The organism is Alistipes sp. cv1 (assembly GCF_900240235.1).
Taxonomy (GTDB): Bacteria; Bacteroidota; Bacteroidia; order Bacteroidales; family Rikenellaceae; genus Alistipes_A; species Alistipes_A hominis.
This window is the reverse complement of sequence record NZ_OEPW01000008.1, coordinates 42,384-56,836: the sequence shown is the minus strand read 5'-3', so window position 1 is coordinate 56,836 and position 14,453 is coordinate 42,384. Positions and strand designations below refer to the sequence as shown.

The window sequence follows — 14,453 nt, the reverse complement described above, 5'->3', positions numbered from 1 at the left end:
GAGTGCAATTAAAATTAAAAAAGATCAAAACTATTTTGTTTTGCCCTGCAAAAAGAGGATTTTATCCTCTTTTTTTCTATGAACCGATGAAAGGCTATGAATATTACCGTCCAGTATCCGATTACCGATTGCAGGCTTTTTCTGCATAAGTCCGGCAAATTGCGCAAGCCGTACTTCGTGTCCCCCGATACGGAAGGCAGGGAATACATCCGGCATTTCGGAGCCATGCAGGGCAGGCATTTCCAGGAGTATTATTACTGCGTAGGCGAAAATACGTTCTGCAACGCCAGACATGCCCTGCGGTTCAGCCGGCCCCCGTCTTTTTACAAAGACCAGATCGCCTGCCTGAAACGGTGCGCGAACCGTTTTTATTCGGACGGCGGCATTCTGGGAAAATTCGAGGTGAAAAGCGCTTACCGGATTCAACCCGATCGGCTGAACCCGGAGAACGGAAGCGCGTACCGGCAGTTGCTCGATTTCCATTTCGGGCACGAGGTGCGGATAAACGACGCCAAAGGGGGAAACGTACGCGCTTCGTTTTCCGACGCGGGTCCCGCCCTAGCCAAACTCTATCTATACGGCTCTACGGCCTGCGGTTCCCTGCATGAGATTCGAAAATACTGGGTGCAGTCCGGTCAATCCATCGTAATCGTCGAAGAACATGCCAAACGCGCGTCCGACTTCCGGCGCCTGCCGGCCGGCGCGACGGAAGTCCTGCTGAAAGACCAATGGAGCGCGCAGTACCTCAGGCTGTATCGCTACACGTACGACGGAATCCCCTGCTGGATCATCGAGATTCTTTCCAACGCTCCCGAAGCCAAAAAGATGTGCCGGAACCTGAAAACCCTTTTGCTCCGGATCCATGCCGAAAAACAAAGCGTCATCAAGGCCCTCGAATTCCTTTCCATCAACAAGGACAACGAAGCGGTCGATATCAGAAAAGCGACCCACTTCATTAAAAACACCCTGGTCAAACTGCAAAAAGACCGGCGTTTCGACCTGAAACAGAGCGATATCGTAAACATCGCCTTCGAAGCGGACGACAGCTTTTCACAGGACGATTACCGCAGACTGCGCCAGGCGGTGCTGGATCTGAATAACCGGTATATCATCGAAGACTTCGATTGCATATTCGCCCAAATCGACTTCGACGCCCTGTGCGAGGCTTACTATTGCCAGATCAACGAAGACGAAGACGAAATCCCCGAGGCGATCAGGGCTCCGCTCGAAGAGGTCGTACACAGCCGCAGCAAACTGAAGTTCAAACAATTTTCGAAAAGATACCGTTCGATATTAGAGGGTTGCGCCAGTTCCGCCCTGTTCGAAATCATCAAATACGGAGCCGTCTCCGTAATCGGAGGTATTTAGGATTCCTTTTGCGAACGAGATGCCCGGACAGCCGGCCGGATTCGTCGTCTGCGAATCTGCATCCCGTCGCGCGCCATCCGGACAAACGGTTATTTCCCGGCATTACGGCAACCTTTCCGATTCAGAGGCAGCCGCGGGAACAACTTGCGGAAACGCACGAGGTAAGACGCGATCCTGTTCCCCGCGACGATAAGACTCACGGCCACGATAATCAGTAAAATTCCGCACCCGATCCGCAGAGTCAGGGACTCCCCGAAAACCGCCACGCCGAAAAATACGGCCGTCACGGGTTCGAGAGCTCCCAGAATAGCCGTGGGAGTCGAACCGATGTATTGGATGGCGCGGGTCGTACAAAGAAACGATATCGCTGTCGGGAAAACGGCCAGGGCGACAAGATTCCCCCATAAATACCAGCGATCCGGAACGCTGACGGCGCTGCCGAAGTCCAGCCGGACGAAGAACAGCGACAGCCCGAACAGCAAGACGTAAAAGGTCACTTTGAGCGTCGCGACGGATTTCAGCGCCGGGCGGTTCACCCCGACGATATAGATCGCATAAGAGAGCGCCGAAACCATCACCAGGATCGTCCCCGTAAGATCGAGCGTCGCGCCGTCGCCGCTTTCGTAAAGCAGCGCGATGCCGCCCAGTGCCAGCAGGATACACAACGCCGTCCGCATGGAAAGCTTCTCCCGAAACCAGAAGGCCATAATCAGCGCCACGAAAATCGGATAGACGAACAGCAGCGTAGAGGCTATGCCTGCGTCCATGTAGTTATAGCTCAGGAACAGGGTCAGCGAAGAGAGGGCCACCAGCAGGCCCAGGACGATCAGCGGCAACACTTCCCGGCGGCGCAGCCCGAAATCGCGCCCGCGGGCCTTAAGCATAACGCCCAGAATCGGGATCGCGAAAAGATACCTGAAAAACAGCACCGAATCGGGATCCATACCGGCTTTATAAAGCGGGAGGGCGAACAGCGGGTTCATACCGTACGTCGCCGCGGCGACGGTTCCCAGCAGATAACCTTTGGCTTTTGCATTCATACCTCAGATTTTGCTGCAAAAATAGCATTTATTCCGACGTACGGTTAACCGTAAAGCGATCCGTACCGCCGTCACGCCGCAAAAAAGAAACCCCGGCCTGTTCCGGCCGGGGCACATTGGAGATTAGCCTCTATTGTAAATCCTTCGCTTTGACTTTCACGATCTTGCCGTCTTCACGCGCGAAAACGAGTTCTCCGTCCTCTTTTTTCTTCTGCTCTACGAGCCGTTCATACGCAAGGGCTACGCCCCTCAGTATGTTTTCTTCCATTTGCTGGACTTCTATGTCACTCATAATTCTTCAGCGTTTTATATATTAACGTTTCAACGATCGATTTTGTTTTATCCCGATTGCCTTTGGCGATCACTTTAGAAGGCGGGCGGGAATTGTCCAGCAAGATCCAGTAGTCGCAAACGGGAATATAAATATCGAACAGATTCTTAATTCCGCTGCGATACCGCCTCCGAACGACTTTCTGATCGATGTTATGCCCTCCCGCTTCCACCCGCATCTGTACCCTGCCGACGGCCAGTTCCGGCGAATTCAGCCAAAAATAGACCAGCGACACATAATATCCCTTGCTTTGAGCGGTTCGGATCAGACTCGCATACGAACGCGTAGCCAAAGTCGTTTCGAACGCAAAATCGACGCCGTGGTCGATCAGCTCATGGATTCTCCGGAGCATCAGCCGTCCCGCCTCGATCGCAACGCTACCCGGATTGAAAGGGGACAGCCCTTTCGCAATTTCGTCCGCGTTGACGAATTCCTTACACTCCAGCATTTCGGGCAGAACGGCGTAAGAAGCAGTCGTTTTCCCCGCCCCGTTGCACCCCGCTATGACGTAAAGGTTCGGCATATTCTCTGATTGACATCACAAATATAAACGATTTGGCGATAATGCCGCCACATCGGAATGCAATTTTATTTTCGAGACGCCCCCAATGCCTTCCAAAACCTCCCGGGCAAATGAATATTCTCCACCTCCTTCGCCCGAACAGCGGAACGATTTCATCGGATCGGCAGACTCAACACCGGGCTCCGGCTTTTACGGCGCTCGATTTTTCCGTTTTTTCATTTATTATTAACGTGCGGCAAATAATTTAACCGTATATTTGTATAAAATGTTTATCCCATGAAACGATCGGTTTATATCATTCTCGCATTGCTTTTTGCCGCACGACTGTCCGCACAAGGGCCGTTGGGTGAACCGCAAATCCCTGTGTACCCTACTCTGAAAGACAGCGGTTCTTTTACCATGATTATGGTTCCGGATCCTCAGAGTTACACCAAATTCGCCGCCAATCAGCCCTTGTTCGAATTGCAGACCGCATGGATCGCCCAAAATACAGAACGCTTACGCATCGCAGCCGCCCTGTTTACGGGGGATATGGTGGAGCAAAACAACCTGCTCACGAGCGGAGGAGTTCCCAATCCCTACAATGGGGATCAGACCTCCCGTCAACAATGGGAATCCGTATCGAGAGGACTGGCCCGTCTGGACGGCAAAATACCTTATATCATCGCCCAGGGCAATCACGACGTAGGGTACGTCGCGGCGGAAAACCGCTATTCATCCATGCCCGAGTACGTCTATCCCGAACGCAATTCGTGTTTCGCCAATTCGCTCGTCGCCACGGGCTGCAATTATCAGGGGATAAACACCATGGAAAACGCGGCATTTGAATTTCATAACAAAACATGGGGCGATATCCTGGTAATAGCTTTTGAATTCGCTCCCCGCGACGAAGCGTTGGATTGGGCCCGTCAACTGATCGAATCCGAAAAATTCCGCAATCACAAAGTCATCGTTCTCACGCATTCGTTCCTGGGCACCTCGGGAGAACGTATCAAGCAGGAAAGTTATAAATTGACGCCGCGAAACTGGGCGCAGGAAGTGTGGGACAAACTGATCTACCCCTCGAAAAACATCTCGCTGGTACTGTGCGGACATACGGGAACGCCGCCTAAGATCGATTCCTCCGACAGCATCGATTACCGAAGTACGGCCGCTTATCGCGTAGACAAGGCCGCGGACGGTCGCAATATCCCTCAAATGATGTTCAATTCGCAGAACGGGGACGGCGACTGGAATGGGAATGGCGGGGACTGTTGGTTGCGCATCCTCGAGTTCATGCCGGACGGTAAAACCATTTACGTGCGGACATTCTCTCCTTTATTCGCATTATCGAAACGTACGGCCAAATACGCTTGGCGCGTCGCGGATTACGATCAATTCGAAATAAAAATCGATTGAAATTCGACTTGCCTTTTGTTAACTTAAGGTAAACGGAGAAGAAAAACCGGTTTCGGCAAAGCGGTTTCCCGTACGGCTCCGAGCCGGATGCCTTGCCGACGAGCGCATCCTACATCTATCTGACTGACAATGCGTATTACACACCGATAGTCAAATAATAAGGCAAACAAATAAACGCGCGCAAAAGCGGAAAAAGTTTTTCTCAACGTTTTTCCTAAAATAAACACCTAACGGAATAGCAAATTTGAGTAAAGCGTAGCGAACAGACTGAAAAAGCGTTCGTTACGCTATATTTTTCTCTTGTTCAAAAGCCAAGAAGAGACAGAATATGGACAAACGCAGCAAAAGTTCAGTTACTTTATCATTACCCGTGCGATGATGCAAATTTCTTGCGAAACCTAAATTTTGCATCGTTTGGCGTTATGTGTCGTATCTGTCGGTAACTCACTATGAATTAATTTTGTAACCAAAAAAAAGTGAGTTATGAGAAGTACATTTAAGGTATTGTTCTACGTGAAGAAAGGCAGTGAGAAACCCAACGGCAACCTGCCTTTGATGTGTCGCATTACGGTGGACGGAGAGATTAAGCAGTTCAGTTGCAAGATGGATGTTCCCTTGCGCCTGTGGGACGTGAAGAACAACCGTGCTTCGGGTAAGAGTGCCGAAGCGCAAAGAATCAACCGTGCCGTTGACAAAATCAGAGTGGAGATAAACCGCCGTTATCAAGAGTTGATGCAGACGGACGGTTATGTCACTGCTGCCAAGTTGAAAGATGCCTATCTCGGCATCGGTATCAAACAGGAAACCTTGCTAAAACTGTTTGAACAACACAACAGCGAATTTGCCAAGAAAGTGGGACACAGCAGGGCAAAAGGAACATTCCGACGTTATGTTACCGTCTGCAAGCACATCCGTGAGTTCCTACCCCATACCTACAAGCGTGAAGATATTCCGTTAAAAGAGTTGAACCTCTCGTTCATCAACGACTTCGAGTATTTCCTGCGTACTGAGAAAAAATGCCGCACCAATACCATTTGGGGCTACATGATTGTGCTGAAACACATTATTTCCATAGCGAGGAATGACGGTCGTCTGCCGTTCAATCCCTTTGCAGGGTACATCAACTCTCCCGAAAGCGTGGACAGAGGGTATATTACGAGAGAGGAGATACACACAATGATGAACACCGATATGCCCGACAAGACACACGAGCTTGTCAGGGATTTATTTCTGTTCTCCACCTTTACAGGTTTGGCATATTCCGATGTCAAGAACCTTACGGAAGACAACCTGCAAACATTCTTTGACGGAAATCTGTGGATTATCACCCGAAGAAAGAAAACTAACACGGAATCCAATATCCGATTGTTGGATGTTCCCCGAAAGATAATAGAGAAGTACAGGGGTATGACAAGAGATAATAAAGTATTCCCCATGCCGAGTAACACGACTTGCAACAAGAAGCTGAAAGCCATTGCCAAGTTGTGCGGTATAAAAGTCCACTTGACCTATCATTGCTCAAGACATTCGGCAGCGACCACTGTGCTGTTATCCAACGGAGTACCCATTGAAACCGTCAGCCGACTTTTGGGACATACCAACATAAAAACGACCCAAATTTACGCAAAAATCACAGCCCAAAAGATTAGTCAGGATATGGAAACATTGTCGCACAAACTGGAGGATATGGAAAAGAACATTTGCAATGCCATTCAGTAACCCTTAAATCAAACGATAATGAAAGAGGAAAGAAACATCATAACAATGAACGAGTTCGGCAATGTAGTTATGCCGAAAGATATACAGGCAACCGCCATGAGTGAGTGGGAGCTTTGCGAGTTGTTCAATGTAACCGCCCCGACTATCAGGGCAGGGATAAAGACACTCTGCAAGAACGGCATTCTGAATGAGTGTGAGATAAGGCATACCATCCGACTGTCCGACAAGTGCAGCATGGAGGTTTACAGCCTTGAAACGATAATCGCCCTTGCGTTCCGTATCGGCACATACAGTGCGAAGCAGGTGCGCAATGCCGTTCTTGAAAGACTGTACTTGCGAAAAGAGAAAACAAGCATCTTCTTTTCGCTGAACACCAACGGCATAGCCAAAGCCGAATACTTCTCGTAGCTGAATTGGTTGCACGACTGACGGAATCCATTCATTCAGTCACGAATAGAGTAATCAAGCCAGCGTGTCAGCATATAATCTGACCGACATATCAACAGGAACTCCAATTTTTTCTCCCGAAAAGCGTAATCCCCACATTCGTTTTTTGGGAGTTTTTTCGTCTGTCCTGCCCGACTTCCGTTCCAAACCATTGAAAGTTTTTTCTTCGGGGGCTATTTGTCACCGTTCTGCCGCGTTTTGCGTAACAACTTATCCGATAAATGCTTATACTTTTGTAGCTGGTATTTTTCAAACTTAAAACCATTTGATTATGTCAGCTAACAAACAACAAGACAGCCACAGACCGCCATCGGATGGTGGCATGGCAAAGGAGGAATTCATCCGAGTGGGGACTACGCTTTACAAGATTGTGGAGCAGCCCAAACTGAACGGAGGGTATGTAAGGAAACGCATAGCATGGAACAACGAAACCCTGCGCCAAGACTACGGCAAGGACTACATCGGCAGCGTTCCCAAGTATGACGGCTTCTGCACCGTACCCGAACACATCGGCTACCATCCCGTGGTCGGCAAGTTCCTTAACCTCTATGAACCGATAGACCACCAACCTAAAGAGGGCGATTTCTCGCATATCCAATCTTTGGTAGGTCACATCTTCGGGGAGCAATACGAGTTGGGCATGGACTACCTACAACTGCTCTACTTGTACCCCATTCAAAAGCTGCCTATCCTGCTGTTGGTATCAGAGGAACGCAACACAGGCAAAAGCACATTTCTGAATTTTCTAAAACTCCTATTTCAGAACAATGTAACCTTTAACACCAACGAGGATTTCCGTAGCCAATTCAATTCCGACTGGGCCGGCAAACTGCTTATCGTGGTGGACGAGGTGCTGCTCAACCGTAGGGAGGACAGCGAGCGGTTGAAGAACCTAAGCACCACACTTTCCTACAAGGTGGAAGCCAAAGGCAAAGACCGTGACGAGATAGCGTTTTTCGCCAAGTTCGTGCTATGCTCCAACAACGAGTACTTGCCTGTAATCATTGATGCAGGGGAAACACGCTATTGGGTACGCAAGATAGACCGCTTGCAGTCTGATGATACCGACTTCCTGCAAAAGCTGAAAGCGGAGATACCCGCCTTTCTTCATTTCCTGCAACACAGAACACTATCCACCGAAAAGGAAAGCCGTATGTGGTTTGCTCCATCGCTGTTGCATACCGAAGCCTTGCAGAAGATAATCCGCAGCAACCGTAACCGACTGGAGATAGAGATGCACGAGCTGATACTTGACATCATGGATAGTGTCGGCACGGACACATTCTCGTTCTGCTACAACGACATTCTTCTGTTGCTGGTACACTCGCAGGTAAAAGTGGAGAAGCACCAAGTCCGAAAGGTGTTGCAGGAGTGTTGGAAACTTACGCCTGCACCCAACGGACTGACCTATACCACCTACCAATTCAACTACAATCGGGAGTGTCGGTATGAGCCTGTAAAACGGGTCGGTCGTTTCTATTCTGTCACGAGGGAACAACTTGAATCCCTGTAATATCATTCTTTTTTTTGTTGAATTGATGAATAAGGATATAACTATGCTGACAATAAACAATATACACTCTCAACAAAATCTCAACAATCGAAAAGAGAAGTTGAGAGAGGAACAGCACCCGATTGTTGATTTCTCTTTTGGCGAGTGGTTTGTTGAGAAGATGTTGAGCAAATATCTTTCTGTAAATAAATGTGTTATATAAGCCATTCAACAAATCAACGTTTTTACAATCATCATCAAATCTATAGAATATCATGAACATACAAGAAGTTAAACAAATCAGAATCGCAGACTATCTGCAAAGTTTGGGTTACACGCCCGTCAAGCAACAGGGCAGCAGCTTTTGGTACAAATCACCGCTGAGAGAGGAAACGGACGCATCTTTCAAGGTAAACACAGAACTCAACAAATGGTACGATTTTGGACTTGGCAAGGGCGGTAACATCATCGCATTGGCAGCGGAACTCTACCATACGGAAGATGTAACCTGCCTGTTGAAGCGCATAGAGGAACGGACACCATACATCCGCCCTGCATCGTTTTCTTTTGGCAAGCAGCAATCCGACAACCGCACTTATCGGGTATTAAGAGTTGGCGAGCTGTCATCACCTGCGCTCATTGCCTATCTGCAAGAAAGGGGGATAGACATTGAACTCGCCAAAAGGGAGTGTAAGGAACTGCGGTTTGAGAATGCCGACAAACCCTATTTCGCCATCGGCTTCCCGAATATGGCAAGAGGGTATGAAGTGCGTAATAGATACTTCAAGGGATGTGTCGCCCCGAAGGACATCACCCATATCCGACAGCAAAAAGAGCCACGAACCGTCTGTTATCTTTTCGAGGGCTTCATGGATTATCTCTCGTTCCTGACCATCCGAGTAAAGAACAATCCGCAACACCCACGATTGAATGCACAGGATTACGTCATTCTCAACTCCGTTTCCAACCTCTCGAAAGCGGAAAGCATATTGGCAACCTATACCCGAATCGGCTGTTTCCTTGACAATGACACAGCAGGACGGAACGCATACGCCAACCTGCAACGGATGTTGGGTGACCGCTTGCAGGATATGTCGGTTCACTATGCAGGGTATAATGACTTGAACGAGTACCTGTGCAAAAAACTCTTGTCCCAATCGACAGAGCCGATAAAGGAGGAGAAGCAAGTACAATCCGCAAGGCGGATGATGCAGCCACCGAAAAAGAAAGGGCTGAAAATATAGAGGGGAACAGGTTCGCTTTCCCAAGGGTATTTAGACAGAAATACCATAGCTCAATAGGGCGTTTTCTTCACGCATTACACGGTAATGCTAAAAACTCCCTATCGAGCCAAAGGGAAATCCCTTTGGAAACCCTGAGAGCCAATGCCACAGGCAGAGAATACACTCATAACAATAACCGTAAAAATCAAACTACATGGGATATTTTTCATTGGACATAAAGAAAGCAAAAGGTTCATCGGACACCGTACAATCCGACCATATAGAGAGAAGAATCATACCTAAAAACGCAGACCCGACAAGAACGCATCTGAACAGGGTACTTATAGAATACCCCGATGGCGTTCATGGCAGGGATGAAGCGATTGCCCACAGGCTGAACACGGCAGGCATCAAGCGGAAGATTACACATGACCAAGTCCGTGTAGTCCGAGTGGTTCTGTCGGGAACACATGAGGACATGATGGACATACAGGAAAACGGAAGACTTGACGAATGGTGCAGCGACAGCATCCAATGGCTGCAAGCCACATTCGGCAGGGAGAACGTGGTTGCCGCCCATCTTCACATGGACGAGAAGACACCGCATATCCATGCAGCCATTGTTCCCATCGTGACAGGTGAAAGGCGCAAAGCCAAGAAAGAGCAGGAAGACGGCAAACGGAAGTATCACAAGAAAGCAAATACCGTCCGTTTGTGTGCCGATGACCTGTTCAACCGTCAGACCTTGATTGCGTACCACGACAATTATGCAAGGGTTATGGCTAAATACGGATTACAGCGAGGTGTGCGAGGTTCCGAAGCACGGCACACCACCACGACACAGTATTATCGGGACATACAGAAAAAGAACGCTGCCCTTGATGCAGAAAACAAGCGGTTACAGGAGCAGAAAACCGAAACCGAACAGGAACTCAGACAAGCCAAGAAAGAGGTACAGACCGAGAAACTGAAAGGTGCAGCCACCACCGCAGCGACCAACATAGCTGAAAGTGTCGGTTCTCTTTTCGGGAGCAACAAGGTCAAGACTTTGGAAAGGGAGAACACCGCCCTGTATCGGGAAGTTGCCACCCATGAGGAAACCATTGAGATACTGCAAAACCGCATACACACGATGCAAACCGAGCACAACCGCCAGTTGTTGGAAATACAGCAGAATCACCGTAAGGAGATGGCGGAAAAAAGTGTCAGACACAAAGATGAAGTATCAGGTTTGAAACGCATTATCGAAAAGCTGTGTGCATGGTTTCCTATGGCAAAGGAAATTATGAGAATAGAGAGCCTGTGCCGCCTTGTCGGGTTCAATGAAAGGCAGACCACGACATTGACTTATGGTAAGCCTTTGATATACGAGGGCAAACTTTATTCGGAGGAACATAATCGGAGTTTTACGACAGAAAGAGCAGGCTTTCAAGTGGTGAAAGACCCTGCGGACAAGTCTAAACTGACACTCGTAATCAACCGCCAGCCCATAGGCGAATGGTTCAGGGAACAGTTCGACAGGCTACGGCAGAGCATACGACAGCCAATTCAACCACAAAGGAAAAGTAGAGGAATTACATAAGTAGTTAAAACAGATTGCAATAAGCCTCCGATAATCGTATTTCCCTATCAGAGGCTTATTGCTGTTTAGATTTAGTTACGTTTCATAAATCATGATTTTTGTTTTTGATTGTCGACCTTTCTAAGTTGTGGAAGACATAAGGCTATTATAGCGAGAAGCAGAATAGCCATACCTGAGAACAAAAACCAACGGTTTACCCCGATTTGGTCTGCAAATGCACCCGACACTACCAACCCAAGCGGCATGGCAAACGACATGATGCTGCCAAGAAGTCCGAAAACACGCCCTAAATACTCGGGTTGTATCTGTTCTTGAAATAGCGCGGTCTGTACTCCATTATAGAATGGGGCAGAAAAGCCCATCAACGTACAACATATCGCAAATATCATAAAACCATTGGTTGGTAGCAAGCCGGAAACAGTCAATGACACTCCCATAAGAAAGATAGAGCCGATGATATTTGCCATGCGCTTTTTGAAACCTCCCCATGCGCCCAATAGAAGTCCGCCCAACAACATACCAACTGCAAAAACAATTTCCACCACGGAAGCATGCAAGGTACTTCCCTCGAAATAATTCATACTCATCAGCGGAAATAGCGCATTGATTGGCATATAAATGAACATATTGATTGCTCCTATCCAAAGCAATGTGAAAAGAGCTTTATTTTGTCGTATTGCGTTATAGCCAATGCGCAGTTCGGTGAAAAAGTTTTCTTGCTGCAGCGCTTCAATCGGTTGTTTTGGGATGTGAACCATTGCAACAGTGATACAGGCAATTATTGCTCCGAATACGTCAAGGGCAACCGCAGAATTCAACCCCCATTTTGCATAGAGAAAAGCGGCAATTGCCGGACTTAGGATGAAACTTGCCGATTGGATGGACTGGGTGTAGCCGGCACATTTGACTAACTGTTCTTCAGGCACTAAAAGAGGTGTTACCGCACTTAACGCAGGGGAATGGAATGCAGTGCCAACGCTTCTAATGAAGAGGATGAGCATTACTATCCATACAGGTAGTTCCGCTGACAGGGAAATTACGGTAAGTACCAGTCCAGCACAAGCTATGATGACATCTGCACCAATCATGACCATTTTCCGGTTCCAGCGGTCAACAAGTACTCCGATTGCAGAACCTAAAACCGCTTGAGGTAGAAACCCAACCAAGGTCGCCATTGACAACACCATCGCAGACCCTGTTGTATTTGTCAGATGCCAGATGATGGCCATTTGAAGAACCCCACTTGTTATCAGGGACACAGCTTGCCCCGCCCATATTGTATAGAAATCTTGTTTCCAATTTCTGATTTTTTCCATTTGAATTTTTCCTTTTATCTTTTGAATGTTTCTTGATTTTATAGCACAAAAAATCTCTCGACAAGCCTGAAATAGCATGCCGGATTACAAAGACAATGACATTCAAATCGAATTAATTAGATTTGAATGTGGAAAAATTACCAAGGTTTATGATATGCAATATTAACGGTGTTTTTACCTGTTAATATTGTACAATTGTTCATAATCATATTGAAAACCACTATATATGTTGCGACTTATCTTAATTGGGATGGTATTATATGCACACCGAATCCGCTGCAAAGTTACAATAAATTATTCGATTTTTGCACTAACTAAAGTAAAGAATTTCAATGCTTCCTGAATTTTGCCTTTCCTTTTTTATCCAAATCTGCAAAAAATAACGGCATAAGCAAATAGGTATATATCGAAAGGCAAAAAATGGCGAATACTGTTTGTATTGGATACTATATCAAAGATTTGTCGTATCTTTGCACCTGAAAGAGTTATTTGATAGTAAAACACCGCAAAACGCTGAAAATCGCACGGTTTCCTAGTCGTTACCATTACTTTTCAGATACTCCGTTAAATGTTTATTCATCAAACGGTTAGACGAAACCGTTCAGAATTTAAAATAAAATCGCTAACATTTAAAGCAAATGTCCGGCTCGATAAGTCGGGGCAAACGGCAGAACAGCCCCTTCTGAAAAACAGAAGAGGCAATTGTTCGTTCAATATTTTCTAATATGAGAAATTCCCTTTGCTTGGAACTACTGGTTTCTGCCGCGGTACTGTTGCTGTCGGGCTGTGAAGTCGGGCCCCGATCCCGAAGAACCTATTTCTTTGAAAAAGAAAAAAGAGCAATCATCATTCCCGTTGCGTTCAACGACACGATTACGGGACGTTTCTTGTTCGATACCGGCGCTACCAACGGCTATCTGATCCTGGATTCCTCATTTTGCGCGACTCATCCTTTGCCGGCGTGGAGCGACAAACCCGATCACGTGTGTTTTTCACCTCACACGGCATGGGAAACTTCGGAAAGCTCCTCATTCCGGCAGGCGATTCATAAGAAGCCGACGAGAGCGGCTATTTCGAATGTCGATCTGGTTTATAATTATCTTCTGATCCGGAATCAAAAATACGGTTCGACCGAGGATTTACAGGGAACGGTCGGCTTTCCCGATAACGATTCGACCCATGTCTGGGAACTTAATTTCGAGCATAATTATCTGGAGATACACGAAGCCGAAAAGTTCCGGAGACCCGCCGACTGTTACTGGCTCCCTTTTGTCAACGAGCGAGGAAGCATGAACACGGTCCATATACAGTTTCCGTTGACCGTTAAAAGCGCGACCGGAGATACGGTGACAATCGACTATCCTTATTTGATCGATACCGGCATGGCGCAGGACTTCGTATTGCTCCCGTCTGCGAAAGAGATCGAGTTTTTCAGGAAAAGAGAGGATGCCGTTCTGATAAATCGCGGTCATGGAGGTGGCTATCGGAGTCGTTATGACGTCAATGCAATCGCTTTCGATGGTTTTAAGATCGATTCAATGCGCATCTATACGGATGAATTCGCTACGCAATTAAGCGCTTATGCACGAGGGATCATCGGTTTGAATTTTCTGAAAAGGTTTAATGTATTTTTTGACTTCGATTCACGGCAGGTCGGATTGCAGCCGATCAGGAACTTCAGCCGAATTTTCAATAATTTTTCCGGAAGATTCTATTTTTCAGTAGACACGACCTTGGACGGGAGACGAATCGTCACGATGATGCCCGATTATGTCAAGAACAATCATTACAAGGAGGCCGGCTTGCAAAAGGGAGATGAAATTGTTGCGATAAACGGATTTACCCTAAAAGACTTATCGTTCGATAATGCAGTTAAAATCAAGGAAAGTCTTACGAGAAAACTGGATATCGTCAGAGACGGGAAGCCGATGAAAATCACGGTACGCCTCGACGAAGACGATTTGAAAGGAGAATAAAAAGAGGCACGGATTGTCGACATGCGACACATGTGCAG

The 14,453-nt window shown here is 47.4% G+C and carries 12 protein-coding genes; 8 read left to right on the top strand and 4 right to left on the bottom strand.

Features of this window, described 5'->3' with window-relative positions:
* Nucleotides 1–96: 96 nt before the first annotated feature.
* Entirely contained in the window at nt 97–1,368 is a 1,272-nt protein-coding gene (locus C1A08_RS11975) for a hypothetical protein (protein ID WP_055203293.1), read from the top strand.
* A gap of 89 nt (nt 1,369–1,457) precedes the next feature.
* On the opposite strand, the gene C1A08_RS11970 is transcribed toward C1A08_RS11975, so the two are convergent.
* The 3 genes from C1A08_RS11970 to C1A08_RS11965 all read right to left on the bottom strand — a co-directional run bounded on the left by C1A08_RS11970 (nt 1,458) and on the right by C1A08_RS11965 (nt 3,262).
* The gene (locus C1A08_RS11970; RefSeq protein ID WP_101573744.1) at nt 1,458–2,408 is read right to left on the bottom strand and encodes a DMT family transporter; all 951 of its coding nucleotides are present in this window, start codon (nt 2,406–2,408) and stop codon (nt 1,458–1,460) included.
* 130 nt (nt 2,409–2,538) lie between these two features.
* A complete protein-coding gene (locus C1A08_RS13300; RefSeq protein WP_172970774.1) occupies nt 2,539–2,700 on the bottom strand; it encodes a hypothetical protein in 162 nt (53 codons plus the stop codon).
* Nucleotides 2,693–3,262, bottom strand: coding sequence for a zeta toxin family protein (locus C1A08_RS11965; RefSeq protein WP_055203288.1), 570 nt, complete (start codon nt 3,260–3,262; stop codon nt 2,693–2,695). The genes C1A08_RS13300 and C1A08_RS11965 overlap by 8 nt, the downstream gene beginning before the upstream one ends.
* A gap of 276 nt (nt 3,263–3,538) precedes the next feature.
* On the opposite strand from C1A08_RS11965, the gene C1A08_RS11960 reads away from it, so the two are divergent.
* From C1A08_RS11960 to mobV, 6 genes are all read left to right on the top strand, one after another.
* Complete coding sequence (locus C1A08_RS11960; protein ID WP_101573742.1) at nt 3,539–4,660, top strand: metallophosphoesterase; 1,122 nt, start codon at nt 3,539–3,541, stop codon at nt 4,658–4,660.
* Nucleotides 4,661–5,143: 483 nt separating this feature from the next.
* Nucleotides 5,144–6,379, top strand: a complete 1,236-nt coding sequence (locus C1A08_RS11955) for a site-specific integrase (protein ID WP_101573740.1) — start codon at nt 5,144–5,146, stop codon at nt 6,377–6,379.
* An 18-nt stretch (nt 6,380–6,397) separates the two neighbouring features.
* The gene (locus tag C1A08_RS11950; protein ID WP_016564204.1) at nt 6,398–6,787 is read left to right on the top strand and encodes a hypothetical protein; all 390 of its coding nucleotides are present in this window, start codon (nt 6,398–6,400) and stop codon (nt 6,785–6,787) included.
* A 310-nt stretch (nt 6,788–7,097) separates the two neighbouring features.
* Nucleotides 7,098–8,339: a primase-helicase family protein gene (locus C1A08_RS11945; RefSeq protein ID WP_016564203.1), complete on the top strand. Its 1,242-nt coding sequence runs from the start codon at nt 7,098–7,100 to the stop codon at nt 8,337–8,339.
* A gap of 254 nt (nt 8,340–8,593) precedes the next feature.
* The gene (locus C1A08_RS11935; RefSeq protein WP_016564201.1) at nt 8,594–9,562 is read left to right on the top strand and encodes a toprim domain-containing protein; all 969 of its coding nucleotides are present in this window, start codon (nt 8,594–8,596) and stop codon (nt 9,560–9,562) included.
* A 193-nt stretch (nt 9,563–9,755) separates the two neighbouring features.
* On the top strand, nt 9,756–11,123 hold the full coding sequence (gene mobV, locus C1A08_RS11930) for a MobV family relaxase (protein ID WP_022508104.1): 1,368 nt from the start codon (nt 9,756–9,758) through the stop codon (nt 11,121–11,123).
* Nucleotides 11,124–11,212: 89 nt separating this feature from the next.
* On the opposite strand, the gene C1A08_RS11925 is transcribed toward mobV, so the two are convergent.
* Nucleotides 11,213–12,439 carry an MFS transporter gene (locus C1A08_RS11925; RefSeq protein ID WP_016564142.1) on the bottom strand — a complete coding sequence of 409 codons (1,227 nt, stop codon included), beginning with the start codon at nt 12,437–12,439 and terminating at the stop codon, nt 11,213–11,215.
* A gap of 743 nt (nt 12,440–13,182) precedes the next feature.
* Between C1A08_RS11925 and C1A08_RS11920 the strand changes: the two genes are divergently transcribed.
* Nucleotides 13,183–14,415, top strand: coding sequence for a hypothetical protein (locus C1A08_RS11920; RefSeq protein WP_145996576.1), 1,233 nt, complete (start codon nt 13,183–13,185; stop codon nt 14,413–14,415).
* Nucleotides 14,416–14,453 lie beyond the last annotated feature (38 nt).

Excerpts from the sequence above, each read along its gene's own strand:
- C1A08_RS11975 (WP_055203293.1), top strand. The coding sequence starts at position 97 with ATGAATATTACCGTCCAGTATCCGATTACCGATTGCAGGCTTTTTCTG.
- C1A08_RS11970 (WP_101573744.1), bottom strand. The coding sequence starts at position 2,408 with ATGAATGCAAAAGCCAAAGGTTATCTGCTGGGAACCGTCGCCGCGGCG.
- C1A08_RS11955 (WP_101573740.1), top strand. The coding sequence starts at position 5,144 with ATGAGAAGTACATTTAAGGTATTGTTCTACGTGAAGAAAGGCAGTGAG.
- C1A08_RS11925 (WP_016564142.1), bottom strand. The coding sequence starts at position 12,439 with ATGGAAAAAATCAGAAATTGGAAACAAGATTTCTATACAATATGGGCG.
- C1A08_RS11960 (WP_101573742.1), top strand. The coding sequence starts at position 3,539 with ATGAAACGATCGGTTTATATCATTCTCGCATTGCTTTTTGCCGCACGA.
- C1A08_RS11965 (WP_055203288.1), bottom strand. The coding sequence starts at position 3,262 with ATGCCGAACCTTTACGTCATAGCGGGGTGCAACGGGGCGGGGAAAACG.
- C1A08_RS13300 (WP_172970774.1), bottom strand. The coding sequence starts at position 2,700 with ATGAGTGACATAGAAGTCCAGCAAATGGAAGAAAACATACTGAGGGGC.
- C1A08_RS11945 (WP_016564203.1), top strand. The coding sequence starts at position 7,098 with ATGTCAGCTAACAAACAACAAGACAGCCACAGACCGCCATCGGATGGT.
- C1A08_RS11950 (WP_016564204.1), top strand. The coding sequence starts at position 6,398 with ATGAAAGAGGAAAGAAACATCATAACAATGAACGAGTTCGGCAATGTA.
- C1A08_RS11935 (WP_016564201.1), top strand. The coding sequence starts at position 8,594 with ATGAACATACAAGAAGTTAAACAAATCAGAATCGCAGACTATCTGCAA.
- mobV (WP_022508104.1), top strand. The coding sequence starts at position 9,756 with ATGGGATATTTTTCATTGGACATAAAGAAAGCAAAAGGTTCATCGGAC.